The sequence below is a fragment of the Thalassococcus lentus genome (assembly GCF_028023555.1).
Lineage (GTDB): Bacteria > Pseudomonadota > Alphaproteobacteria > Rhodobacterales > Rhodobacteraceae > Thalassococcus_A > Thalassococcus_A lentus.
In genome coordinates, this window is record NZ_JAQIOY010000008.1 from 79661 (window position 1) to 103907 (window position 24247).

Genomic DNA, 24247 nt, shown 5'->3' on the forward strand with positions numbered 1-24247 from the left:
CCCGGGTGGGATTTGCGGAGTAGGGTGGACATTATTTGCATGCATTTGGAAGTGTCATGATCCTGCGCATTTTGGCATTGGCCGTTTTGTTGGTGGTCAATGGTGTCGGAGTTGTCCGTGCGGACGCTCTGGAAATTCTGGACCGCAGCCAATGGGGCGCGGCGCCCGCGGTCACGCAACGTGCGAAGCCCATAGAAAACCGTGCGACTGGTTCAAGGCGCGTGGCGGCCGAGAACGCCATGCCAAAGCGCGGTGAAGCGCGGTATCTGACGGTCCATCACACCGCCAGAACAGCCAGTGCCAAACCCTTGGCTCAGAACCTGAAGTCCTTTCAAAGGCAGATGTTTTCCTATCGGATCGACTACGGAAACGGGACGGAAAAGCAGATATTTCTGGGCGACCTGCCATACCATTTCTTTATCTCGGCCGATGGCTCAATCGGGGAAGGCCGCGAATTGCGGTATGCGGCCTATTCCAACACGACGTACAGCACACCCATTTCCCAACACATCACAGTTGTACTGGATGGCAATTTCGAGCGATCGGAGCCAACCCAAGAGCAGTTGAATGCTTTGATCGCTCTGCTGGACGAATTGTCCGCGCGTTTCGATATCCCGCTCGAAAACATTGGCGGGCATCGCGACGTTGCCCAGACGCTCTGTCCAGGCAAACTTCTAACCCGACAAATGCCGGCGATCATCGAGGCGATCAAGGCGCGGCGTGGTTAATCCAGCGCCCGTTCAACACCGGCTGTTATCGCCTCGCGCAGGCGTTTTTCGAGCGTCTTTTGTTTGCCTTCCGAATGGAACTTCAGCCCGAACATGTCTTTGACGTAGAACGTATCGACCACTTGTTCGCCATATGTCGCGATCACGGCAGACGCGATGTAGACGTTTGAATTGGCCAGTGTCCGGGTCAGGTCATAGAGCAGGCCGGGACGATCCCGCGTGTCGACTTCGATGATGGTAAAGATTTCGGAACCATCGTTGTCGAATGTAATGGACGTCGGTACGCGGAATGCCTTCTCGCGTTTCTTGAGTTTATCCTTGGATTTGATGGCATCGCGCGCGATCACTTCGCCAGCCAGTGTTTTGCGGATCATGTCGCGCAAACGTGGAATGCGGATTTCGTCATAGGGGGCGCCATCCCCATCCTGAATCCAGAAAGCCGCCGTGACATAGCCGTCCTTGGTTGTGAACGACCGTGCGTCCACAACGTTCGCCCCGACCAATGCCAAAGCCCCAGACAGGCGTGAAAAGATACCGGGGTGGTCCTGCAGTGCAAAACAGACCCGGGTCGCATCACGGTCTTCGTCCGGATGGATGTCGATTTGGATTTCGTCGTTGCCGATGTCGCGCAGCAAGTTCGCGAACACAACATGGGCGGTCACATGCAGACCCTGCCAATAAGGCGCATAGTGGCGTCCGGTTTCCGTGCGCAGGTCCTTGCCGTCCCAATCCTTGAGACTTTCGCGCAGCAGTTTCTTGGCTTCGGCGCCACGATTTTCCCGATTGAGCGCCTCCATCCCGTCCTCAAGGGCGCGTCTGGTTTGGCGATACAGGGCTCGGATAAGGGCCGCCTTCCAATTGTTCCAGGTGCCAGGACCAACCCCGCGAATGTCGCACACCGTGAGAACGCACAGCAGGTCCAGACGCTCGCGGGTCTGAACGAGCTTGGCAAAATCCCGGACGGTTCTGGGATCCGCGATGTCCCGTTTCTGGGCCATGTCAGACATCAAAAGGTGGTAGCGAACCAGCCATTCGACCGTCTCGCATTCCTTTTTGTTCAGCCCCAGCCGTGGCGCCACCATCCGCGCGATTTTTGCGCCGAGAACCGAGTGATCTTCGTCCCGGCCTTTGCCGATGTCATGCAAGAGCAGGGCGACATAAAGAACGCGGCGATTGACGCCTTCTTTCAGAATGGTGGATGCGACCGGCAACTCTTCGAGAAGGTTCTCATGCTCGATCTCTGAAAGATGCCAAATGCACTGGATGGTGTGTTCGTCGACCGTGTAGTGATGATACATATTGAACTGCATCATGGCGACGATCGGGGCGAATTCCGGGATCAGTGCAGACAGAACGCCCAGTTCATTCATCCGGCGGATCGCGCGATCCGGGTTCCCGTGCTTCAGCAGCAGATCCAGAAAAATACGCCGCGCTTCTTTGCTTGACCGCAAATCGTCATCGATCAGATCGAGGTTTGCCTTCACCAGACGCATCGCATCCGGATGGATCAGCAATCCGGTTCTGAGCGCTTCTTCAAAAAGGCGAAGCATGTTCAGTTTGTCGGCCAGAAATTCCGCATCGTTGCTGATCGCAAGACGGCCATTTTCGATCTGATAGCCCTGTTTAACCTTGGGTTGGCGCTTGAAGAACCGAACCAGCAAGGGGGCAGCCTTGGTATGGTCTGCCTCCAGCGATGTCAGGAAAATCCGAGTTAGATCGCCAACAGCCGTCGCATTGCGGAAATAGTCCTGCATGAACCATTCCACCGCGCGCCGTCCGCCTTTGTCAGAATATCCCATGCGCGAAGCCACTTCGACCTGCATATCAAAGGACAACTGTTCGACCGCTCGGTTTGCAGCCAGATGAAGATGACTGCGTACGGCCCACAAAAACCGTTCTGCCGTCTGGAATGTTTCGTATTCTTCGGGTCTGAAAACGCCCAGCCGGACCAATTCCGATGTGTCATCCGTGCCGTGGATGTACTTCGTGATCCAGTACAGAGATTGCAGATCACGGAGCCCGCCTTTGCCCTCTTTCACATTGGGCTCGACCATATAACGCTGGCCTTGTTTGTCGTGACGCGCATCGCGTTCTTCCAGCTTGGCCTCGACAAACTCGCGGGCGGTTCCGGCGAAAAGTTCTTTGTGGAGCCGCTCGTCCAGTTCTTCGGCCAAAGGCTGGTGGCCGATCACAAATCGGTTTTCCAGCATTGCCGTTCGAATGGTGAAATCCTCTGCACCCAACCTGAGGCAATCACGAACCGTGCGAGAACTGTGGCCGACCTTCAGTTTGAGGTCCCAAAGCATGTAGAGCATCGACTCGATGAGACTCTCGGCCCAAGGCGTGATTTTGTATGGCGTCAGAAACAGAAGATCGACATCCGAGAAAGGGGCCATTTCCCCTCGCCCGTAGCCGCCGACTGCAACAACGGCGATGCGTTCGCCTTCGGTTGGATTGGGCAATCTGTGCAAACGCTGCGAGGCGACTTCAAAGACCAAACGCACCATTCCGTCGGTCAGCCAGGTGTAAGCACGCGCTGTTCTGCGCGCTCCGAATGGTTCGGCTTTGAAGGCGGCCTCGATCGCAGCGCGGCCTTCCTTCTGTGCGGCAATCAGAACCTTGACCGTTGCTGATCGTACCTCAGCCTCACTCGCGTCTGGCGATATGGCCGCAAACAGGGTTTGCCGAATTTCTGGAAGATCGAAAATTTCGGCTGCCGGAGCGATTAGGTCGTCCGGCAGCTGGTCGGTTTGCGCTTTAGAAGCCGGCGCCGCCGAAGCTTTTTGGAGCTGGTTCAAGGATCACCATCTGATTGTTGCGCACGGTGGCAATTGCCAGCGCACGTTGATTGGTTCCATCTGGAAGCAGTCGGAACATGCCATTCGCGCCGCTGAAGCCATTCGGACGCGTCAGCGCCTTTGCGGTCAAAGCATCCTTGCGGCCCGCTTTGATCAGACCGGCAATGGCGGCCATACCGTCATACCCAAGGCTTGTCAGAGGGTTCGGTGCAGCGCCATGTGCAGCGCGGTACTTGGCGGTGAAAGCTGTCTGCTGTGCCTGATCCGGCAATGTGAACCATGCACCCTCTGCGCCGGGCAGACCAAACAGGTCTGGGCGTACATCCCAGCGTGACAAACCAATGTACTGAACGGCACCGGGCTGCGCTCCGTTGTCGGGCAATGTTTGCAGAAGCATCGGCAGAGCCGCATTGTTTGCATCAGTGGTGATGAACAAAGACGCATTTCCGCTGGTCGCCGCAGCAGCCGCTGACTTGGCCGTCGCGTTTACGCCCTCAATAGACAACTGGTATCCTTGGCTGGATACAACAGTGATACCATTGCGTGTCGCTGCCTGTTGAATGGCGTTACGACCAACCTGTCCGGGCACATCATCGGAATGCACCACAACGACACTGTTTTTGCCTTGCTTGCGTGCGAAACCCATCAGGCGATCAGCGATGTTGTTGAACGTCTGGCCCAAAACAAAGACGTTTCCGCCGGCGATTGTTGGGTTGTTCGAAAAAGCGAGAACGTTGATGCCTTCATCGACAACGGCCAAACCGGCGCTGTTCGCAGTTTCCTGACGCAGCGGTCCAAGAATGATCTTTGCGCCTTCGTCGACGGCACGCTGAGCCTGTGCGGCGGCGGTGGTCGCGTTCCCGGCAGTGTCATAAACACGCAGGTCAATCTGTGCACCCAGATCGGCAATGGCCAGCCGGGCTGCATTTTCCAGTTCCGCGCCCAGTTTGCCCGCTTGCGGGTCACTTTTGGGAACCAAAAGCGCAACCTGCACTTTGGCATTCGGGTCAATCTGTGGCCCGCCACCGGTGGTGCCGCCGAGGCTACCAAGGTCAATGGGTTCACAGGCCGTCAGCGCAAGAGCGCCAAGAGCCAAGGCAAAGGGGCGCAAAGCCTTGCGCAATGGGGACAAAACAGCAAACATGGACAAACTACTCCCTCGTTGTCAGACGCGGGGTGAGGACCCGCGCGGCATTGCGGCAATCATAAACGAGCGGGATGAGGGGTCCAGTGACGATTCACAAAAAGAGCGAATTGACGCCGGGTCTTTTTCTTTTGGCGACACCAATCGGCAACGCGCGGGACATAACACTGCGTGCATTGGATATTCTGGCGAGCGCTGATGTGCTCGCTGCAGAAGACACGCGAAGCTTGCGCCGATTGATGGAAATCCATGGTATTCCGGTGGGTGACAGGCCGATGATTGCCTATCACGACCACAATGGAAGTCGGGTTCGCCCTCGCTTGCTTGGCCAGATTGAGGATGGAAAATCAGTTGCCTACGCCTCTGAGGCCGGAACGCCTATGATCTCGGATCCCGGGTTTGATTTGCTGCGCGCAGCGGTTGAGGCTGATTTGCCCGTCACGGCGGCACCCGGCGCTGTTGCCGCGATGGATGCGCTGACCTTGGCGGGGTTGCCGACCGACAGATTCATGTTCGCCGGGTTTCTTCCGAATGCACGTGGCGCACGTGAAAAGGCCTTGCGCGGGTTGACGGATGTTCAGGCGACTCTGGTTTTCTACGAATCCCCAAAACGGCTTGCGGCAATGTTGCGCGACGGCGCCGCGATTTTGGGCGGTGCGCGGCCCGCAGCCGTTTGCCGTGAATTGACAAAGAAATTCGAAGAAGTGCGACGGGGGTCTTTGGACGAGCTTGCCGCGTTTTACGAGGAAAACGCAGCCAAAGGTGAAATCGTGGTTTTGATCGGCAAAGGCGAAGCCGAGGTCGTTAGCGAAGAATTCATGAATGCCGAGATAGAAAAAGCATTGGAGCACATGTCGGTCAGGGACGTTGCCGATACGCTTGCGCCAAAACTTGGGCTGAAGCGCCGCGTGGTTTATCAGGCGGCCATGGCCGCGGCGGCCCGAAGAAACGAAGAATAGCCAGCTCAGAAAGGGGGCTTTGATGACAGTTTGTCCAAAGCCTGCCGAACGGTCTGCAAAAAACGCTGCACGACGCCGGGCCGGGGCAACCAACTATCACGCCGGGCAAAGTGCTGAATTCAGCGTAATCGCGCAGTACACCCAGTCGGGCCATCACCTCTTGCACCATCGTTGGCGCGGTAGGGCTGGTGAGGTGGATCTGATCTTTGTCAGGGCCGGTGAAGTCGTATTCGTTGAGGTCAAGAAAAGCCGGTGCATCGATCTGGCCGTTGCCGCACTCGGGTCTCGACAAATCCGGCGGCTTCTGGCTGCGGCAGAGGAATTTCTCGGCACCCAGCCGCGCGGTGCCTTGACGCCCATGCGTTTCGATCTGGCCGCAGTTGATGTCAGCGGTCATGTCGTCGTGATCGAAAACGCACTGGCGGCCTGACCATTGCACCCCCGCCCGTGTTGCGCCATCTATGGCTCACAACGCAGGGAGTCGTCATGAAAATCGCCTTTCAAATGGACCCGATCACAGCCGTCGATATCAACGCCGACAGCAGCTTTCGGCTCGCTGAAGAAGCGCAGAAGCGCGGCCATACCCTCTTCTACTACGGACCGGACCAACTGGTTTTTGACGAGGGGCGCATTCTGGCGCGGGGCCATTGGATGACGGTCCAGCGCGATCCGCAAAACCCTGCCATCCTAGAAGAAGCCCAACAGGTCGATCTGGCAGACATGGATGTTGTCTGGCTGAGGCAAGACCCGCCATTCGACATGCACTACATTACCACCACGCATCTTCTTGATTGGCTAAAGGGCAAAGCACTGGTGGTGAATGATCCCTTCTGGGTTCGGAACTACCCGGAAAAACTGTTGGTTCTGAATTTCCCGGAACTGACCCCGCCGACCATGATCGCCCGTGATCTGGACGCGATCCGTGACTTCCGCACCAGGCACGGTGACATCATTCTCAAGCCTCTCTATGGCAATGGCGGCGCCGGCGTGTTCCGACTGACGCAGGACGATAAGAATCTCAGTTCGCTGCACGAGTTGTTCACTGGTTTCTCGCGTGAGCCATTGATCGTGCAGAAGTACCTTCCAGCTGTGACCGAGGGCGACAAACGCGTAATCCTCGTGGACGGAGAGCCGGTGGGCGCGATCAACCGGGTTCCGGCAAAAGGCGAAGTTCGGTCGAACATGCATGTGGGTGGTCGGCCCGAGAAAGTGGCGCTGAGCGCGAGAGACAAAGAGATCTGCGCAGCAATCGGCCCGACCTTGCGCGAACAAGGACAGATTTTTGTAGGGATCGACGTAATTGGTACGCACCTGACAGAAATCAACGTCACGTCGCCGACGGGCATTCAGGAACTGGAACGCTTTGACGGCATCAATGTCGCCGAACGCATTTGGCAGGCCATTGAGGCAAAGCTGGCATGAGCCTGATGCGGCGGCCTTTGAATGTCTGGCTGCGTCTTACGCAAAAACCGCACATGCGGCGGGCCAAGACACAGCATGATCTTCGCCGTCGTCTCGAACTGGATGCAAAGCTGTTTTTTCATGCGCCTTTCGGCACTCGCATGCAGAGCGTCGAGCTGGGTTCACGAACTGCCCTTCGCGTAGCGGCCAAGACGTCAAAGGGCGACGCGTCGGTGTTGTACTTTCACGGGGGTGGATATGTTTTTGGCTCGCCCCGAACCCATTCTGCGATGCTTGCTGTTCTTTCGAAAAAACTGGGTTCGCCTTGTCTGCTTCCCCAGTATCGGCTTGCGCCCGAGCATCCGTTTCCAGCGGCCATAGACGACGCGCTTGAGGCCTACAAGGCACTTGAAAATCCCTCGGATGTGGTGCTGGGCGGTGACAGCGCAGGCGGCGGATTGGTTTTGGCCTTGCTTGGTGAAATATTGCGGTTGGGCTTGCCCAAGCCCAGAGGCGCATTCGTTTTTTCGCCTTTGACCGATTTCCGGTTTCGGTCCGAAAGCCTGCGTGACAATGCGGAGGCGGATGTGATTTTGCCTGCTGAACGCGTCGAAGAAATGGCGGAGCAATATCTGGGATCGGGTGACCGTGCCGACCCTAGGGCCTCTCCGATTGAGGCGGATTTCACCGGCTCTCCACCAATTTGGCTGTGTGCAGGGACAACGGAAATCCTGCTCGATGACTCGCGGCGGATGGCATCACACCTGCGATCGCAGGGTATCACGGTAACCGAATGCATCGAATACGATTTGCCGCACGTTTGGCCGCTGTTTCACAACATCCTGCCGGAGGCGCGGCACACGCTGGAAGGTGTAAGCGACTGGATCAACCGCTTGCCCCGACCGGCAAACGAAAGCTGAGTGCCTCTGCAATATGCGGTCTCTGGATCGTGGCGGATTGTTCGAGATCAGCAATCGTTCGGGCGACCCGTAACACACGGTGATACCCACGCGCAGACAGGCCGAAACGTTCCGCAGCGCGGAGCAGCAGCGCGCGACTTTCTGCATCTGGGTGCGCGATCTCTTCCAGTGTCTGACCCTCCGTGTCGGCATTAGTGCGCAGACCACTGATATGTTCAAAGCGGGCTGTCTGGATATCGCGCGCGGCCTGCACCCGAAGCGCCACGCTCTGCGAGGTATCACCGGATGCTGGCAAGTCGAGATCGGTGAAACTGACGGGGGGCACATCTACGCGCAGATCGAACCGATCCATCAAAGGCCCGGAAATGCGCGCCATATAGTCTTCGCCGCAAACCGGGGCGCGTGAACACGCGCGCGCCGGATCGGGAAGGTAGCCGCATTTGCAGGGATTGGCAGCGGCCACGAGCATGAAGCGGCATGGGTATTTCACATGCGCGTTGGCCCGCGCGACCATCACTTCTCCGGTCTCGATCGGCTGCCGAAGCGTCTCGAGGACCGCGCGCGCGAATTCTGGAAATTCATCCAGAAATAGAACGCCGTTGTGGGCGAGACTGATTTCACCGGGTTTCGCGCCCCGCCCGCCACCAACAATCGCGGCCATGGAGGCCGTGTGGTGCGGTTCGCGAAAAGGGCGTTGCCGCGAAATGCCCCCTTCATCCAGCAATCCCGCAAGCGAATGGATCATGGAGGTTTCCAAAGCTTCTTGAGGTGAAAGTATGGGCAAAATTCCGGGCAAACGTGCGGCCAACATGGATTTCCCGGAACCCGGTGTTCCGATCATCATCAGATGGTGCCGTCCGGCTGCTGCAATTTCGAGCGCGCGTTTGGCTCTCTCTTGCCCGCGAACGTCCCGCAGGTCCCGCCCTGTCGGGTCTGCGGTGACTTCGCCGGGTGAGGCCGTTTCGAGAACAGATTGCCCATTAAAGTGTTTAACCACATCCAAGAGGCTGGCCGCGCCGATGACGGAACATGCGCCCACCCAAGCGGCTTCGGCACCGGAGGCACGAGGGCATAGCAAGCTCCGGTCATCATTTGCCGCGGCCATGGCGGCGGGCAGCGCGCCGATCACAGGCACGAGCGATCCGTCCAGAGACAATTCACCCAAAGCGCAGGTTTGCGAAACGGCGTCCTTGGGAATGATCTCCAATGCAGCGAGCAGACCAAGCGCGATTGGAAGATCAAAGTGCGATCCTTCCTTGGGCAGATCGGCGGGTGACAGGTTGATGGTTATACGCTTGGAAGGCAGCGCGATGGCCATCGATGACAAGGCTGTTCGCACTCTGTCGCGGGCCTCGGAAACGGCCTTGTCCGGGAGGCCTACAATCGAAAATGCAGGCAAGCCCGGTGTCACGGCGCATTGCACCTCGACCGAGCGGGCTTCGACACCCTCGAACGCAACCGTATAGGCGTGGGCAACCATTGTGACTGAATCCCGGTAAATCAAATGTGACTGTCTGACGCCGGGGTTTAGGAAAGGTTAATGGCCGCCCGATCAGCGGCCATTCTTAGTGAATTTTAAACTGTTAGGATCGAAGGGGGCTGGTTCACACCAGTTTCATGAAATCTGGCCACGCTTCGGGATCTGCCACCGTCTTGTCGCGGCAGAAGGCGTTGCAAAAACCAAAGATGCGTCCGTCCATTTCCATCAAATGGTTCACGCTACCACCGGAGTAGGGGCATGTTTCGTTTTCCGCCCTACCTTCATCTACGGCCATTGCGGCTTTGGCGGCAGGGCCCGGCCATGGGCGGGTGTCATAGTCGCGTGCGTACCAAGGCAGCGTATCGCCCCGAACCATACCCATCGCGCGCCAGCGTCTGAACGCCGGATCCGCAAGGTGTCGGGCCACATAGTCCTGACTGGTATCGCTCATGCCAATTCCATAGCCAGCGATCCTGCCCGCGACCGGGGCGTAGAACACATCCGCGATCGAGTAGCGCCCACAGAGCCACGGCCCGCCACTTTTTTCCAGCGCGTAGGACCAGACCTCATCCAGCCGTTCGACATCCGCCTGCGTGCTCTCAGAAGGGACAAAGCTGCTATAGGCAACCCGCAGGTTCATGGGACATTCGTTCCGCAAGGATGAAAACCCGCTGTGCATTTCCGAAGCAAGCGAACGCCCCAGACCGCGCAGGGCTGGTTGTTCTGGCCAAAGGCCGGCTTGCGGCTCACGCTCGGCGATCTCTTCGGCAAGCGCGAGGCTGTCCCAAAGAATAGCGCCATCCTCGCAGATGGCCGTCGGAACCGTCCGAGCCGGAGAGTATTTTTTGAGCTGTTCGGCAACGCCAATGCTGTTGAAATCGACAAATTCCATCTTTGCAGGAATCCCGAAGCGGTGAAACAAAAGCCAGCCGCGCAGGGACCAGCTTGAATAGGCGTAGTCGCCCAAAATGAGTTTGTAAGACATTGAAAGCTCCGACAATTAACAGGGGCACTGTAGCCTCTGAGAGCGCAAAAGTTACATCGCGATTTGTGCGCTGCCTCATCACATCCATGGATCGAACCGGTCTGGCGCCCCGCCAGCTATCCCAAGTTTTTCGAACTGTCAGTGATCCGGATCGCAATTGGTTCCGTAAGAATAATCAAAGGGCCAAAGAAATCCGCCCGTAATGGCGACAACCCTGGGGAGTGACCATGGCACTAGACGGATTTAACGACCAGACACTGTCCCGCCGCGCTATGAAGGCGGAACTTCTTGATGCTGAGACGGAATTGCGGCTCGCTTATGCATGGCGCGATCAGCGCGATGAAGCGGCTCTTCACCGCCTGATTACCGCGTACATGCGGCTGGCCATTTCCATGGCATCCAAGTTCAAGCGCTATGGTGCGCCCATGAACGATCTGATCCAAGAGGCAGGCCTTGGGCTGATGAAAGCGGCAGACAAATTTGATCCGGATCGCGGTGTTCGCTTTTCGACCTACGCAGTATGGTGGATCAAGGCATCCATTCAGGACTACGTGATGCGCAATTGGTCGATGGTCCGTACCGGTTCGACCAGCAGCCAAAAGTCGCTGTTCTTCAACATGCGTCGGGTACAGGCACGCATCGAGCGTGAAGCCGCGTCGGCCGGGGAAACGCTTGATCGGCATCAGCTGCGCCAAATGATCTCGACCGAGATTGGTGTGCCTTTGCACGATGTGGAAATGATGGAAGGCCGCTTGTCCGGTTCTGACTATTCGCTGAACGCGACCCAATCGACTGAAGATGAAGGCCGCGAATGGATTGACGCGCTCGAGGATGACAGCGCGCAGGCGGACGAGATTGTCGAGGACAGCCATGATCGCGAGCAATTGCGCAATTGGCTTGTTGAAGCGATGAGCGCGCTGAATGAGCGCGAGCGTTTCATCGTCCGCGAACGCAAGCTGAGGGATGAGTCCCGCACGCTGGAAAGTCTTGGAAACGAGCTCGGCCTGTCCAAGGAACGCGTGCGCCAGCTCGAAGCTGCTGCATTTGCCAAGATGCGCAAGTCCCTTGAGTCTCAGACGCGTGAGGTGCAACACTTCCTCGCATGAAGTATGTTGCACTCGCGGCTCTACTGATCGCCCCGACTGTTCACGCAGAGCAAGTGGCATTTGATGCTGATGTGCTGTTCCTAGGGGAACAGCACGACAACCCCGCACATCACGAACGGCAGGCCGAGATTGTGTCGGAGGTCGGCCCTGCGGCTCTGGTGTTTGAAATGCTGACCGCTGAACAAGCCGCGCGTGTAACACCCGAACTGATTGCAGATAAGGACCAGCTCGAGGCTGCGCTGGGCTGGTCAGAATCCGGCTGGCCGGATTTTTCGATGTACCACCCGATATTTGCTGCAGCACCAGATGCGGCCTATTTCGGCGCAGCGGTACCCCGACGCGAAGCGCGGCGCGTCATGTCCGAAAGCGTCACAGCGATCTTTGGTGATGAGGCTGGGCTTTACGGTCTGACCGAACCGCTTCCCGCCGATCAACAGGAAGAACGCGAGGCACTTCAACTGGCCGCCCACTGTGATGCAATGCCTCAGGAAATGCTGCCGGTCATGGTCGACATTCAACGGCTGCGTGATGCGTTTCTGGCACGTGCCGCCGTGGAGGCGCGTGAAAAAACTGGCGGCTCGGTGATTGTGATCACGGGAAATGGCCATGCGCGGACCGATTGGGGCGCACCGGTTGCACTTAGCCGCGTCGCACCTGAGCTGAGTATAGCTGCCTTGGGGCAGGGTGAGTTGGCGCATGGCGCGCCGACAGGCACTTTCGATATGATCGAGATCGCGTCAGATGTTGAACGCGACGATCCTTGTGCTGCGTTCAAATAACCGCACCGGTCCGCCCTTGCAGCGGGTGCCTGCTCGCGCATAGTGTCATGCCAGAAATGGGAGTGCAGGATGCTAAGCGGTAGACGGATATTGTTGATCTTTGGCGGCGGCATCGCTGCGTTCAAAGGCTTGGACCTGATCCGCCGCCTTAGAGAGCGCGGTGCATCCGTGACGCCTGTTCTGACAGGTGCTGCAACCGAATTCGTTACGCCGCTGAGCGTGTCGGCACTTGCGGGTGAGAAAGTCTACACCGACCTTTTTGACCTGACCGATGAGGCGGAAATGGGCCACATCCAGCTGAGCCGCGTTGCCGATCTGGTTGTTGTCGCACCCGCTACGGCCGACCTGATGGCCAAAATGGCGACGGGGCAGGCTGACGATCTCGCGTCGACCTTGTTGTTGGCAACGGACACGCCGGTCATGATTGCGCCGTCCATGAATGTACGGATGTGGGAACACCCCGCTACCCAGCGCAATCTGGCCACCTTGCGGGCTGATGGGGTCAGCGTTGTTGGCCCAAACGAGGGTGACATGGCCTGTGGTGAATATGGGCCCGGCCGGATGGCCGAACCGATGGAAATAGTCGGCGCGATTGAAACAGCTTTGCAAGACGGTCCGCTGAGGGGCAAACGCGTTCTTGTGACATCCGGTCCGACGCATGAACCGATCGACCCGGTGCGGTATATCGCGAACCGGTCATCCGGAGCGCAAGGTACGGCCATCGCGCAGGCGTTGCGTGATCTTGGCGCGGAAGTTGTTTTTGTTACTGGCCCTGCCACAGAGCCATGGCCGCAGGGCGTATTGGTTGTGGAAGTTGAGACTGCAAAACAAATGCATGAGGCTGTGATGTCAGCCCTTCCTGTCGAAGTCGGGATATTTGCCGCGGCGGTGGCAGATTGGCGCGTGGACGGTGTTTCCGACTCCAAGATCAAGAAAACCAAGGACGGCTTGCCCTCTCTCGCCTTTACGGAAAATCCCGACATCCTTGCTGAGGTGTCCCAGCTCAAAAAGGGTCGCCCACAACTGGTTGTCGGCTTTGCCGCCGAAACCGATGACGTGATTGCGCATGCAACAGCCAAGCGTAAGCGCAAGGGCTGCGATTGGATCATGGCAAACGATGTCAGCCCGGAAACCGGGATTATGGGTGGGTCTGAAAATGCGGTTGTTCTGATTTCGGATCAAGGCGCAGAAGAATGGCCGCGTATGGGCAAGCTGGACGTCGCAAAACGATTGGCCTCGCGAGTGGCCGAGGCGCTGAAATGATCATCTACAAACCGGCATGTTCCGAAATGGTGACCACGTGACGACCATTACGTTTGTCTGGGACGACGGGGCAGACCAATCCCTTGGTGTGCCGCAGTATGAAACCGCCGGAGCGGCAGGCGCAGACTTGCGCGCCAATTTTGCAGACAAAGGCAGTCTGACGCTTGATCCCGGTGCGCGCGCGCTCGTGCCAACGGGCTTGCGGATTGCGATTCCTGCCGGATTTGAAGCGCAGATCAGGCCGCGCTCTGGCCTTGCGTTGAAGCATGGGATCACGCTGCCAAATGCACCCGGGACGATCGACAGCGACTATCGCGGTCCGCTGGGGGTGATCGTCATGAACGCAGGAGCGGACCCCTTTGTTGTGCAGCACGGGGATAGGATCGCGCAACTGGTTGTGGCGCCGGTTGTTCAGGCTGAGTTTGAGGCCGTGGAAAATCTACCGGATACTGATCGCGGTGCCGGCGGGTTCGGTTCAACAGGGAAGAGCTGATGGGCCTGGTTCTTGGATTGGCAGCGATGCTTTGGGGCATCGGGCATCTGATGAAGGCCCCGCGCAATGCGCGGCTTTGCATGATTGGCCTGTTGTTCATCTTTGTTCTGGCTTTGCAGCTGATTTTGCCCGATGGACACCCCGTGCGACTGGCCACCGGTGAAAGCCCCGCACTTTGGCTGATCTTGGCAGGATTTACCGGTCTGGCCGTAGGATACGGGGCCATAATCAAACGACTGCGCACGCAAGCCGATCACAAGCTGTCCGAACAAGCGCCCCAGAAAAAAACAGGTGCCTTCGCCGATGGTGAGCTTGAACGCTATGCACGTCACATCGTGCTGCGCGAACTGGGCGGTCCGGGCCAGAAACGGCTCAAGGATGCGCGGGTGCTTGTGATTGGGGCAGGTGGGCTTGGATCTCCGGCCTTGATGTATCTGGCGGCCGCCGGTGTCGGTACGATTGGCGTGATTGACGACGACGTTGTCGACAGCGGCAACCTGCAAAGGCAGGTGGTGCACAGTGACGATGCCATCGGTATGCCAAAGGTCTTTTCCGCGGAACAGCGGATGAAATCCATTAACCCCTATATTGAAGTGCGGCCATACAAACGCCGTCTGTCGGATGATATCGCTAAAGACCTGTTCTCGGACTATGATGTCATCCTTGATGGCACAGACAACTTCGATACGCGCTATCTCGCCAATCGTTTTGCAGTAGAGCTGGACAAGCCGTTGGTTTCCGGTGCCTTGAGCCAATGGGAGGGGCAAATCAGCGTATTTGATCCGGCCAATGGTGCTCCGTGTTACCAGTGCATTTTTGAAAAAGCGCCGGCCGCTGAACTGGCTCCGTCCTGTGCCGAGGCAGGGGTGCTTGGCCCGCTTCCGGGTGTGATTGGTTCGATGATGGCAGTAGAGACAGTGAAAATCATTGCGGAGGCTGGTCAGGCCTTGCGCGGTGACATGTTGATCTACGATGCGCTGTGGGGAGAAACCCGCAAGATCGGTTTAAAGCCGCGCCCGGAGTGCCCGGTGTGCGCGGATCGGCAGAACGGCGCTCGCGCCTAGGGCGCATCGCCCCGCCCGCCGTCCCCTGACGTCCGGTGGCAATTGAAACGTGTGGGGCCATATCATAGGTCTGGCAAAACCCGTAAGGAGAACCCGATGACCAACCCTCTGCTGTCCGATTGGGATACGCCGTTTGATCTGCCCCCGTTCGAGAAGATCTCAGATGAGGATTTTGCCCCTGCTTTCGAGGCCGCCCTTGAAGAGCATCTGGCGGAAATCGAAGCCATCGCTGGCAATGCTGAAACGCCAAGCTTTGCCAATACCATTGAGGCGATGGAAGGATCGGGCGAAGCGCTGGACAAGGTTTTGAGTGTGTTTTTCAATGTGTCCGGGGCGGACAGCAATGACGCACGGCAGGCTTTGCAGCGGGAATTCAGTCCGAAACTGGCAGCGCATAGTTCGGCGATCTATTCGAATGCAGCATTGTTTGCGCGGATAGAAGACCTGTGGGCGCGTCGTGACACGCTTGGTCTGACAGAAGAGGAAAGCAGGGTTCTCTATCTGACGCACCGTGGGTTTGTACGTTCAGGCGCAGCGCTGACCGGCGAGGCAGCAGATCGGATGAAGGACGTCAAATCCCGCTTGGCCGTGTTGGGCACGCAGTTCACCCAGAACTTGCTCAAGGATGAATCCGACTGGTTCATGACGCTGGCAGAAGATGATCTGGAGGAGCTGCCTGACTTCGTTGTCGATGCTGCCCGGTCAGCGGGCAAAGCCTTGGAGCAAACTGGCCCGGTTGTCACGCTTTCGCGGTCCTTGATCGTGCCATTCCTGCAGTTCAGCCCAAAGCGTGAATTGCGGCAGAAAGCCTGGCGTGCCTGGGTCATGCGTGGTGAAAACGGTGGCGAGACGGACAACCGTGAGCTGGCAGCAGAAACGCTTGCTCTGCGCAAAGAGCGTGCGGAACTGCTGGGCTACCCCGACTTTGCGCATTTCAAGCTTGAGACCGAAATGGCGGGCACGCCGGACAATGTCCGGGCCTTGTTGATGGACGTCTGGAAGCCGGCGCGAGCGGCGGCACTTCGCGATGCGGCAGAGATGGAAGAATTGCTGCGTTCGGACGGCTTGCAAGCTCCGTTGGAGCCTTGGGACTGGCGGTACTATGCGGAAATGCGGAGAAAATCGCTGCATGACTTGGATGAAGCAGAACTGAAACCATATCTGCAACTCGACCGGATGATCGAGGCCAGCTTTGCCTGCGCTGGGCGACTGTTTGGGCTGGAATTCAATGCATTGGATGTCCCGCTGTACCATCCCGATTGCCGGGCTTGGGGTGTGACCCGTGACGGCAAACACGTGGCTGTTTTTATCGGTGATTACTTTGCGCGCGCGTCTAAACGCTCGGGTGCTTGGTGCTCGGCTTTCCAGAGCCAGGCCAAACGGCCCAAAGCCCGCGCCCCGATCGTGGTGAACGTGTGCAATTTTGCCAAACCGTCCGAAGGCAGTTCGGCGTTGCTGTCCTATGACGATGCACGAACCTTGTTCCATGAATTTGGGCATGCGCTGCACCAGATGCTGAGTGACGTGGAATTCGGTTCAGTTTCGGGCACTTCGGTCGCCCGTGACTTTGTGGAACTTCCCAGCCAGCTTTATGAACATTGGCTGGAAGTACCGGAAGTGCTGGCTGAATTTGCAACCCATGCAGAAACGGGCGAACCTATGCCGCAGTCCTTGCTGGACAGTGTGCTGGCTGCGGCGACGTTCGACATGGGGTTCCAGACCGTCGAATATGTGGCCTCTGCCATGGTTGACCTTGAGTTTCATTCCGGCAATCCACCCGCAGATCCCATGCAAAAGCAGGCCGAAGTTCTGGCCGAGATGGGTATGCCGCATGCGATCACAATGCGCCATGCAACGCCGCACTTCGCTCATGTCTTTGCCGGGGACGGGTATAGCTCGGGCTACTACAGCTACATGTGGTCCGAAGTCATGGATGCAGATGCATTTGCAGCCTTTGAGGAAGCAGGCGGCGCGTTTGACCCTGAAATGGCTGACAAGCTGGAGCGTTTCATCCTGTCAAAAGGCGGGTCTGAAGAGGCCGAAGCGTTGTATATGCAGTTCCGGGGCAAGATGCCCGGTGTCGACGCGCTGCTGAAAGGGCGGGGTCTGGCGGCCTAACCGCCAAACCCCAAGCGTCTCTAAAACGGCATCCGGGTCAGGCTGAAACCTTCTTGTTCCAGCAAGGCCAATACACCATCGTTTCCAGCAAGGTGCGCCGCGCCAAACGCGGCCACCACATGTCCCTGTGATCCATCCAGGGCGCTCAGGATTTCGGGTATCCATGCTCGGTTTCTCTGAACCAGAAGCATTTGGTTCATGGTTGAAAAGATCGCCTCGTTCTCTGTTTCAGACAGCGGGGACAAACGTGGCGCGAGTACCATCGACAGTTCCCAGCTGGCCGCATTCTCTTCGTCGAAATAGGCCGCCAGCATCGTTGCAAACAAATCCTCGTTTGCGTCGGGCGCCGTCAGCGAAGCGCGCAGCATGGAAATTTGAGTATCAAGCGAGACAGAAGCAAAAGCTTTGAACCCGGTTTCAAAAGGTTCGAGCGCGACCTTGGGAACACCGGCCTCATCAGCAATGGATTCGAGCCGCGAATCCAACCCACCGCTTTCTGCGTCTGTCAGGCTCATGCACGTTGGAATGCTGAGAAGCATGGAAACGTACCAAGGCTGAAATTTGGCGGCCATGAAGGGCGGCATCGAACGCGCGCGCATGGCGTCTGACAGCAATGCCCAGTCTTCGTCGCCCATCAGTTCGGGCAGGCTGGTGTCTTGCAGGATCAAGAGACTGGGGTCTGATTGCAGAGATGCCTTGAGTTGTTCTTCTTCGGTGTCGGTCATCTCCAACATCAAAAGATCCGCCGTTTCCACGATCGGGGCCAGCCCCGGAACAATCGTGTCGAAACGGGGGTCGTCCAGGTGCATGGTTCCGATCAGGTGAACGACTTTGTCCTCTTTCGTGGCGCGCCAATGGTTCCCAATGGGGTAGGGTTTGTCCTTGAGTGCGGCATCCAGCGCTGTCGCTTCCGCCTCGGTCAGGCTCTGCCTGAGATCATCGCCAGCACAGACAGACCATGCCGGGCTGGTCGCGCCCAGAAAAAGAAAAGTAACCGCACTTGCGATACGTAAAAATGGCGTCATGAACTGCTCCGGCTGAGTGTGACGCAAATCTATGCACGCCAAGCCCCGTTGCAAAGCCCGTTCTGGCAGGAGAAGCTATACAAATGAAACGGGAAAGCGAACTTTATGGGCCGGTCAAGCGTCTGTTGGAGGCGCAGGGCTATTCTGTGAAGGGCGAAGTCGGGGCGGCAGACCTTGTGGCGGTCCGTGATGATCAGCCGCCCGTTATTGTCGAGCTCAAGCTGCGGATAACTTTGGCGTTGTTTCATCAGGCGGTGGCCCGCCTGAGCATGACCGACGACGTCTATATCGCGGTGCCAAAGCCAACCGGCAAGACCGCGCGCAGGGCGCTTAAGGACAATCTGGGACTATGTCGCCGCCTCGGAATCGGGTTCATTACCGTGCGACCTGATGGACGCGCCGAAGTGCATTGTGATCCCGGTCCATATGCGCCGCGAAAGAATAAACGCCGCAAGGACAGACTGCTGCGTGAATTTGAGCGACTTCGCGGCGATCCCAATGAAGGCGGTGCAACGCGGCATGGTCTGGTCACGGCCTATCGGCAGGATGCTTTGCGCTGTGCTGTGTATCTTGTCGAAACAGGGCCGGAAAAAGGTGCCATCGTCGCAAAAGCGACGGGCGTTCCAGCAGCCACCCGAATAATGCGTGACAACCACTATGGCTGGTTTGAAAAGGTTGAAACCGGGATATACGGGCTGACACAGGCCGGACGTCAGGGTTTGGTCGACTGGGCCGGAAGTTGGGAAGAAGACTGACTTCTTCATTACCCTGATAATGCTGCGGCGCAGCGAAAAATTTCCCTAAAAGGGTTGTTGACTCACCCTCGCGTGGTCCCTAGCTATGCGCCGTTAGCACTCGCCCTTGGTGAGTGATAACGATCCTTCGGGGAGCGAGGGGTCCAGTTAGAGAAACTTTGAGCTAGGAGCTACAAAGATGGCATTCAAACCGCTTCATGACCGTGTGCTGGTGCGCCGTGTGGAAAGCGACGAGAAGACCGCCGGCGGTCTGATCATTCCCGACAGCGCTAAGGAAAAGCCTGCAGAAGGTGAAATCGTTGCTTGTGGCGAAGGCGCCCGCAAAGACAGCGGCGAACTGATCGCAATGGCTGTGTCCGCAGGAGACAAGGTTCTGTTCGGCAAGTGGTCCGGCACAGAAGTCACCGTCGACGGTGAAGAGCTGCTGATCATGAAAGAGAGCGACATCCTCGGCATCATCGCCTGATGGATGGACGGGTTTTTTGCCCGTCACACTGCTTTCTAAACTAAATACTGAAATTCAGGAGAGATCGATATGTCTGCAAAGGACGTCAAATTCGATACAGAAGCCCGCGGCAAGATGCTCAAGGGTGTGAACATCCTGGCCGACGCGGTCAAAGTGACCCTCGGCCCCAAAGGCCGTAACGTGGTTCTGGACAAGTCCTTCGGCGCACCGCGCATCACCAAGGACGGTGTTTCCGTTGCCAAGGAAATCGAACTGGAAGACAAGTTCGAGAACATGGGCGCTCAGATGGTGAAGGAAGTTGCTTCCCGCACCAACGATGAGGCCGGTGACGGCACCACGACTGCAACTGTTCTTGCTCAGGCGATCGTTCGCGAAGGCATGAAGTCGGTTGCCGCTGGCATGAACCCGATGGACCTGAAGCGCGGCATCGACATGGCGACAGCCAAAGTCGTAGACGCGATCAAGTCGGCCGCACGCGAAGTCAAAGATTCTGACGAAGTTGCACAGGTCGGCACCATCTCGGCAAACGGCGAAGCTGAAATCGGCCGTCAGATTGCTGACGCGATGCAGAAAGTCGGCAACGAGGGTGTTATCACCGTCGAAGAAAACAAGGGTCTGGAAACAGAAACCGATGTTGTCGAAGGCATGCAGTTCGACCGTGGTTACCTGAGCCCATACTTTGTCACCAACCCTGACAAGATGATTGCAGAGCTTGATGACTGCATGATCCTGCTGCACGAGAAGAAACTCTCTTCGCTGCAGCCAATGGTTCCACTGCTCGAGTCCGTGATCCAATCGCAAAAGCCGCTGCTGATCATTGCCGAAGACGTGGAAGGCGAAGCGCTGGCGACACTCGTGGTCAACAAGCTGCGTGGCGGCCTGAAGATTGCAGCCGTTAAGGCACCTGGTTTCGGCGATCGTCGCAAGGCGATGCTGCAGGACATCGCGATCCTGACCGGTGGTCAGCTGATCTCGGACGATCTCGGCATGAAGCTGGAAAACGTCACAATGGACATGCTTGGCACCGCCAAGAAGGTTCAGATCACCAAGGACGAAACCACCATCGTTGATGGCGCTGGTGAGAAGGCCGAAATCGAAGCACGTGTTTCCCAGATCCGTACTCAGATCGAAGAGACAACTTCCGATTACGACCGTGAAAAGCTGCAAGAGCGCGTGGCCAAGCTGGCCGGTGGTGTTGCCGTTATCCGCGTCGGCGGCATGTCCGAAGTGGAAGTAAAAGAGCGTAAGGATCGTGTTGACGATGCTCTGAACGCAACCCGCGCTGCTGTGCAGGAAGGCGTTGTCGTCGGTGGCGGTGTTGCCCTGATCCAAGGCGGCAAGTCGCTCGATGGTGTTGAAGGTGCAAACTCTGACCAGAACGTTGGTATCAGCATCATTCGCAAAGCCATCGAAGCACCTCTGCGCCAGATCGCCGAAAACTCCGGTGTTGACGGTTCGGTTGTTGCGGGCAAAATCCGCGAGAGCGACGACACTTCCTTTGGCTTTAACGCTCAGACCGAAGAATATGGTGACATGTTCGCATTCGGCGTGATCGACCCAGCCAAAGTTGTGCGCACTGCTCTGCAGGACGCGGCATCGGTTGCTGGTCTGCTGATCACCACCGAAGCCATGGTCGCTGACAAGCCGGCCAAAGAAGGCGCGGCTGCTGGCGGCGGCATGCCCGACATGGGCGGCATGGGCGGCATGATGTAATCACGACACCGTAAGGGTCGTGATTGCGGGCTGCTCGCGCTTTTCGGATAGAAAGGCGTGCGCGGCCCCAACCGCAGAAAGTTTGGAAAGGGCGCTCGATCCGGGCGCCCTTTTCCTTTTTCTGAGGCCCTCATAGGGTCAGGCAGAACAACGAAAGGACCAACCATGCTCACCATGGCCTACGAAGATGCTGAGTACGCCAAGGGCGCGCGCTGGATTGCGGGTGTCGATGAAGTGGGGCGCGGACCTCTGGCTGGGCCGGTCGTTGCTGCAGCGGTCATTCTGGACCGTGAAGCCCTGCCAGAGGGGCTGAACGACTCGAAGAAGTTGAACGCCGCGCGGCGTGAGGCTCTGGCCGAGGTGATCCACGCTCAGGCCGTTGTTTCGATCGCAGAGGCGAGCGTGGCAGAGATCGATCAGATCAATATCTTGCAGGCAACCTATCTTGCCATGCGGCGCGCCATCGCCGGTCTGTCTCAAAAACCGGATCATCTGTTGATCGATGGCAACCGATTGCCACCCGATTTGCCCTGTCCCGCTACAACCATAATCAAGGGTGACGGCAAATCACCTTCCATTGCGGCGGCGTCAATTGTGGCCAAAACATGGCGGGATCATGTCATGAAAATGAACGCGCAACAGTATCCCGGGTATGGTTGGGAAACGAACGCCGGATATCCTACAAAATGTCACAAATCTGCACTTCGAAATCTTGGGGTAACCCCACACCATAGACGTTCCTTTAAGCCGGTGCACGATATCTTGTGGCAAGTGAAAAACTCAACTGATTGATTCAAAATAACAATTGACCGCGATTCGGCTTTGAATCAGATTCGTCTCAACAACTGAGCGTGAAAACACGCCGGGGACAGAGGCAGAGAATGACAAAAATGACCAAGCTGAAGAGCGCCGAAGCGCTCCCTCTCAACACGATTCTGGAAGGGGACTGCATCGACGTGATGAACAGTCTTCCCGAAGGTTCGGTTGACCTAATTTTCGCGGATCCTCCATACAACCTTCAATTGAAAGGCGACTTGCATCGGCCTGACAATTCGCGGGTTGATGCCGTGGACGATCATTGGGATCAGTTTTCCAGTTTTGCCGCATATGACAGATTCACCCAGGACTGGCTCAAAGCGGCACGCCGATTGCTCAAACCCGACGGGGCAATTTGGGTAATCGGCTCCTATCACAACATCTTTCGGGTCGGCAGCGCCATGCAGGATGCAGGGTTCTGGATCCTGAACGATGTGGTTTGGCGCAAATCCAACCCAATGCCGAACTTCCGTGGTAAACGGTTTACCAATGCGCATGAAACGATGATCTGGGCATCGAAGTCTGAGGGTGCGAAATACACCTTCAACTACGAGGCGCTGAAGGCGCTCAACGAGGGCATTCAAATGCGCTCTGATTGGGTCCTGCCTATCTGCAACGGTGGCGAGCGGCTCAAGGATGAAAGTGGCGACAAAGCCCATCCAACGCAAAAACCTCATTCGCTTCTGCATCGTGTGCTTGTCGGATCCACCAAACCCGGAGATGTGGTTCTTGACCCATTCTTTGGTACAGGCACGACCGGTGCGGTTGCCAAGATGCTGGGTCGCGACTGGATCGGGATCGAGCGCGAAGAAGCCTATCGCAAGGTCGCACAAAAGCGCATCGATAACATCCGCCGCTTTGATAAGGCTGCGCTGGAAGTCACGCAATCAAAACGCGCCGAACCACGCGTGCCCTTCGGCCAACTGGTTGAACGCGGCATGCTGCGTCCGGGCGAAGAGTTGATGAGCATGAATGGTCGTCACAAGGTCAAGGTGCGCGCTGACGGCACGCTGATCGGGGACGATGTCAAAGGCTCGATCCATCAGGTTGGTGCCGCCCTCGAAGGCGCGCCGAGCTGCAATGGCTGGACCTACTGGTGCTTTAAACGCGATGGCAAAACTGTGCCGATCGACGTTCTGCGCCAGCAAATCCGGTCTGAAATGAGCGAGCGGCCGAACTAGGCCGCGACCCCACCCAAAGTTTTCTGAACACCGCCGGTGCCTCGCCACATGCAGAGGCACTAACTAACCCCGCCTGCTGGTCAGGCGGGGCTTTTTCGGTTGCTGGGCAAAGATGTCTTCACAGCCGCCACCTGCGGGTCTAAACCCAAGGCATGGATATCCGTGCAATTTTCATGGGCCTCGCTTTCGCGGTGATGTGGTCCTCGGCTTTCACCTCGGCGCGGATCATCGTCGCTGCGGCGCCGCCATTGTCTGCTTTGGCACTGCGGTTTCTGATTTCGGGATTGCTGGCTGTAATCATAGCCCGCGCACTTGGGCAGAGCTGGAAATTGACTCCGGCACAGTGGCGCGCAACGATCATCTTTGGCATTTGCCAGAATGCTCTGTACCTGGGTCTGAATTTTGTCGCCATGCAAACCATCGAAGCATCGCTGGCCGCGATCATTGCGTCGACCATGCCTTTGCTCGTGGCGCTGGCTGGCTGGGCGTTTTTCAGCGAAAAGCCCAAGCCGCTCGCCGTTGCGGGTTTGATTGCGGGCGTCATTGGCGTTGCCATGATCATGGGGACGCGGTTCGGCGGCGGTGTTGATGGCTTTGGTCTGATCCTGTGCGTGATCGGCGTGGTCGCTCTGACGGTTGCGACCCTGGCCGTGCGCGGTGCGATTTCCGGCGGTAACTTTCTGATGGTGGTTGGCTTGCAGATGCTTGTAGGCAGCGCAGTGCTGTTTCCCTTTGCGGGCCTGCTGGAAACCCTGGAGATCAACTGGTCTTGGACGCTCGTGCTGGCTTTTGCCTACACGACTCTGGTGCCCGGTTTGGCAGCGACGTTCGTCTGGTTTATTTTGGTCAACCGCGTCGGGGCCGTTCGGGCCGCAACGTTCCACTTTCTCAACCCGTTTTTCGGAGTCGCGATTGCGGCTCTGCTGTTGGGCGAGGCATTGGGACCGTTGGATCTGGTCGGGGTGGCCGTCATTGCAGCGGGTATTCTGGCCGTGCAGCTTTCAAAGATCCAAGGCACGCAGCGCTGACATAGGCAAATGTCAGGCCGGGCGG

At 57.5% G+C, this 24247-nt stretch carries 22 protein-coding genes; 17 read left to right on the top strand and 5 right to left on the bottom strand.

Features of this window, described 5'->3' with window-relative positions:
- The first annotated feature begins 56 nt into the window (after positions 1 to 56).
- Positions 57 to 728 carry a peptidoglycan recognition protein family protein gene (locus tag PFY00_RS16205; protein WP_271433636.1) on the top strand — a complete coding sequence of 224 codons (672 nt, stop codon included), beginning with the start codon at positions 57 to 59 and terminating at the stop codon, positions 726 to 728.
- On the opposite strand, the gene PFY00_RS16210 is transcribed toward PFY00_RS16205, so the two are convergent.
- Positions 725 to 3469 carry a [protein-PII] uridylyltransferase gene (locus PFY00_RS16210; RefSeq protein ID WP_271433727.1) on the bottom strand — a complete coding sequence of 915 codons (2745 nt, stop codon included), beginning with the start codon at positions 3467 to 3469 and terminating at the stop codon, positions 725 to 727. The genes PFY00_RS16205 and PFY00_RS16210 overlap by 4 nt on opposite strands.
- A gap of 16 nt (positions 3470 to 3485) precedes the next feature.
- Positions 3486 to 4670 carry a penicillin-binding protein activator gene (locus PFY00_RS16215; RefSeq protein WP_271433637.1) on the bottom strand — a complete coding sequence of 395 codons (1185 nt, stop codon included), beginning with the start codon at positions 4668 to 4670 and terminating at the stop codon, positions 3486 to 3488.
- An 86-nt stretch (positions 4671 to 4756) separates the two neighbouring features.
- Here PFY00_RS16215 and rsmI point away from each other — a divergent pair, with 86 nt between their 5' ends.
- Genes rsmI through PFY00_RS16235 form a run of 4 tightly spaced genes read left to right on the top strand, consistent with a single transcriptional unit; the run spans position 4757 to position 7950 of the window.
- Complete coding sequence (rsmI, locus tag PFY00_RS16220; protein ID WP_271433638.1) at positions 4757 to 5629, top strand: 16S rRNA (cytidine(1402)-2'-O)-methyltransferase; 873 nt, start codon at positions 4757 to 4759, stop codon at positions 5627 to 5629.
- Between the two features lie 22 nt (positions 5630 to 5651).
- Complete coding sequence (locus PFY00_RS16225; protein WP_271433639.1) at positions 5652 to 6059, top strand: YraN family protein; 408 nt, start codon at positions 5652 to 5654, stop codon at positions 6057 to 6059.
- A gap of 56 nt (positions 6060 to 6115) precedes the next feature.
- The gene (gene gshB, locus PFY00_RS16230) at positions 6116 to 7051 is read left to right on the top strand and encodes a glutathione synthase (RefSeq protein WP_271433640.1); all 936 of its coding nucleotides are present in this window, start codon (positions 6116 to 6118) and stop codon (positions 7049 to 7051) included.
- Positions 7048 to 7950 carry an alpha/beta hydrolase gene (locus PFY00_RS16235; protein WP_271433641.1) on the top strand — a complete coding sequence of 301 codons (903 nt, stop codon included), beginning with the start codon at positions 7048 to 7050 and terminating at the stop codon, positions 7948 to 7950. The genes gshB and PFY00_RS16235 overlap by 4 nt, the downstream gene beginning before the upstream one ends.
- On the opposite strand, the gene PFY00_RS16240 is transcribed toward PFY00_RS16235, so the two are convergent.
- On the bottom strand, positions 7916 to 9430 hold the full coding sequence (locus PFY00_RS16240; protein ID WP_271433642.1) for a YifB family Mg chelatase-like AAA ATPase: 1515 nt from the start codon (positions 9428 to 9430) through the stop codon (positions 7916 to 7918). The genes PFY00_RS16235 and PFY00_RS16240 overlap by 35 nt on opposite strands.
- Before the next feature lie 124 nt (positions 9431 to 9554).
- Positions 9555 to 10415 carry a glutathione S-transferase gene (locus PFY00_RS16245; protein WP_271433643.1) on the bottom strand — a complete coding sequence of 287 codons (861 nt, stop codon included), beginning with the start codon at positions 10413 to 10415 and terminating at the stop codon, positions 9555 to 9557.
- Between the two features lie 227 nt (positions 10416 to 10642).
- Between PFY00_RS16245 and PFY00_RS16250 the strand changes: the two genes are divergently transcribed.
- The 6 genes from PFY00_RS16250 (at position 10643) to PFY00_RS16275 (ending at position 17238) form a co-directional block, all read left to right on the top strand.
- A complete protein-coding gene (locus PFY00_RS16250; protein WP_271433644.1) occupies positions 10643 to 11521 on the top strand; it encodes an RNA polymerase factor sigma-32 in 879 nt (292 codons plus the stop codon).
- Positions 11518 to 12300, top strand: a complete 783-nt coding sequence (locus PFY00_RS16255; RefSeq protein ID WP_271433645.1) for a ChaN family lipoprotein — start codon at positions 11518 to 11520, stop codon at positions 12298 to 12300. Before PFY00_RS16250 ends, PFY00_RS16255 begins: the two co-directional genes overlap by 4 nt.
- Before the next feature lie 69 nt (positions 12301 to 12369).
- Entirely contained in the window at positions 12370 to 13563 is a 1194-nt protein-coding gene (gene coaBC / locus PFY00_RS16260; protein WP_271433646.1) for a bifunctional phosphopantothenoylcysteine decarboxylase/phosphopantothenate--cysteine ligase CoaBC, read from the top strand.
- A gap of 16 nt (positions 13564 to 13579) precedes the next feature.
- The gene (gene dut, locus PFY00_RS16265) at positions 13580 to 14056 is read left to right on the top strand and encodes a dUTP diphosphatase (RefSeq protein ID WP_271433647.1); all 477 of its coding nucleotides are present in this window, start codon (positions 13580 to 13582) and stop codon (positions 14054 to 14056) included.
- A complete protein-coding gene (locus tag PFY00_RS16270) occupies positions 14056 to 15120 on the top strand; it encodes a HesA/MoeB/ThiF family protein (protein ID WP_271433648.1) in 1065 nt (354 codons plus the stop codon). The genes dut and PFY00_RS16270 overlap by 1 nt, the downstream gene beginning before the upstream one ends.
- A gap of 96 nt (positions 15121 to 15216) precedes the next feature.
- A complete protein-coding gene (locus PFY00_RS16275) occupies positions 15217 to 17238 on the top strand; it encodes a M3 family metallopeptidase (RefSeq protein ID WP_271433649.1) in 2022 nt (673 codons plus the stop codon).
- 20 nt (positions 17239 to 17258) lie between these two features.
- Here the strand turns inward: PFY00_RS16275 and PFY00_RS16280 are convergent, their stop codons facing one another.
- Positions 17259 to 18263, bottom strand: a complete 1005-nt coding sequence (locus tag PFY00_RS16280; protein WP_271433650.1) for a TraB/GumN family protein — start codon at positions 18261 to 18263, stop codon at positions 17259 to 17261.
- 83 nt (positions 18264 to 18346) lie between these two features.
- Here PFY00_RS16280 and PFY00_RS16285 point away from each other — a divergent pair, with 83 nt between their 5' ends.
- The 6 genes from PFY00_RS16285 to PFY00_RS16310 all read left to right on the top strand — a co-directional run bounded on the left by PFY00_RS16285 (position 18347) and on the right by PFY00_RS16310 (position 24222).
- The gene (locus tag PFY00_RS16285) at positions 18347 to 19018 is read left to right on the top strand and encodes a DUF2161 domain-containing phosphodiesterase (RefSeq protein WP_271433651.1); all 672 of its coding nucleotides are present in this window, start codon (positions 18347 to 18349) and stop codon (positions 19016 to 19018) included.
- A gap of 178 nt (positions 19019 to 19196) precedes the next feature.
- Positions 19197 to 19484 carry a co-chaperone GroES gene (locus PFY00_RS16290; protein ID WP_271433652.1) on the top strand — a complete coding sequence of 96 codons (288 nt, stop codon included), beginning with the start codon at positions 19197 to 19199 and terminating at the stop codon, positions 19482 to 19484.
- Between the two features lie 69 nt (positions 19485 to 19553).
- Entirely contained in the window at positions 19554 to 21197 is a 1644-nt protein-coding gene (gene groL, locus PFY00_RS16295; RefSeq protein WP_271433653.1) for a chaperonin GroEL, read from the top strand.
- A 165-nt stretch (positions 21198 to 21362) separates the two neighbouring features.
- Positions 21363 to 21989 (top strand): ribonuclease HII, encoded by a 627-nt coding sequence (locus tag PFY00_RS16300; RefSeq protein ID WP_271433654.1) that lies wholly within the window; start codon positions 21363 to 21365, stop codon positions 21987 to 21989.
- 89 nt (positions 21990 to 22078) lie between these two features.
- Positions 22079 to 23194, top strand: a complete 1116-nt coding sequence (locus PFY00_RS16305) for a site-specific DNA-methyltransferase (protein ID WP_271433655.1) — start codon at positions 22079 to 22081, stop codon at positions 23192 to 23194.
- 152 nt (positions 23195 to 23346) lie between these two features.
- Complete coding sequence (locus PFY00_RS16310; RefSeq protein WP_271433656.1) at positions 23347 to 24222, top strand: DMT family transporter; 876 nt, start codon at positions 23347 to 23349, stop codon at positions 24220 to 24222.
- The last annotated feature ends 25 nt before the right edge of the window (positions 24223 to 24247 follow it).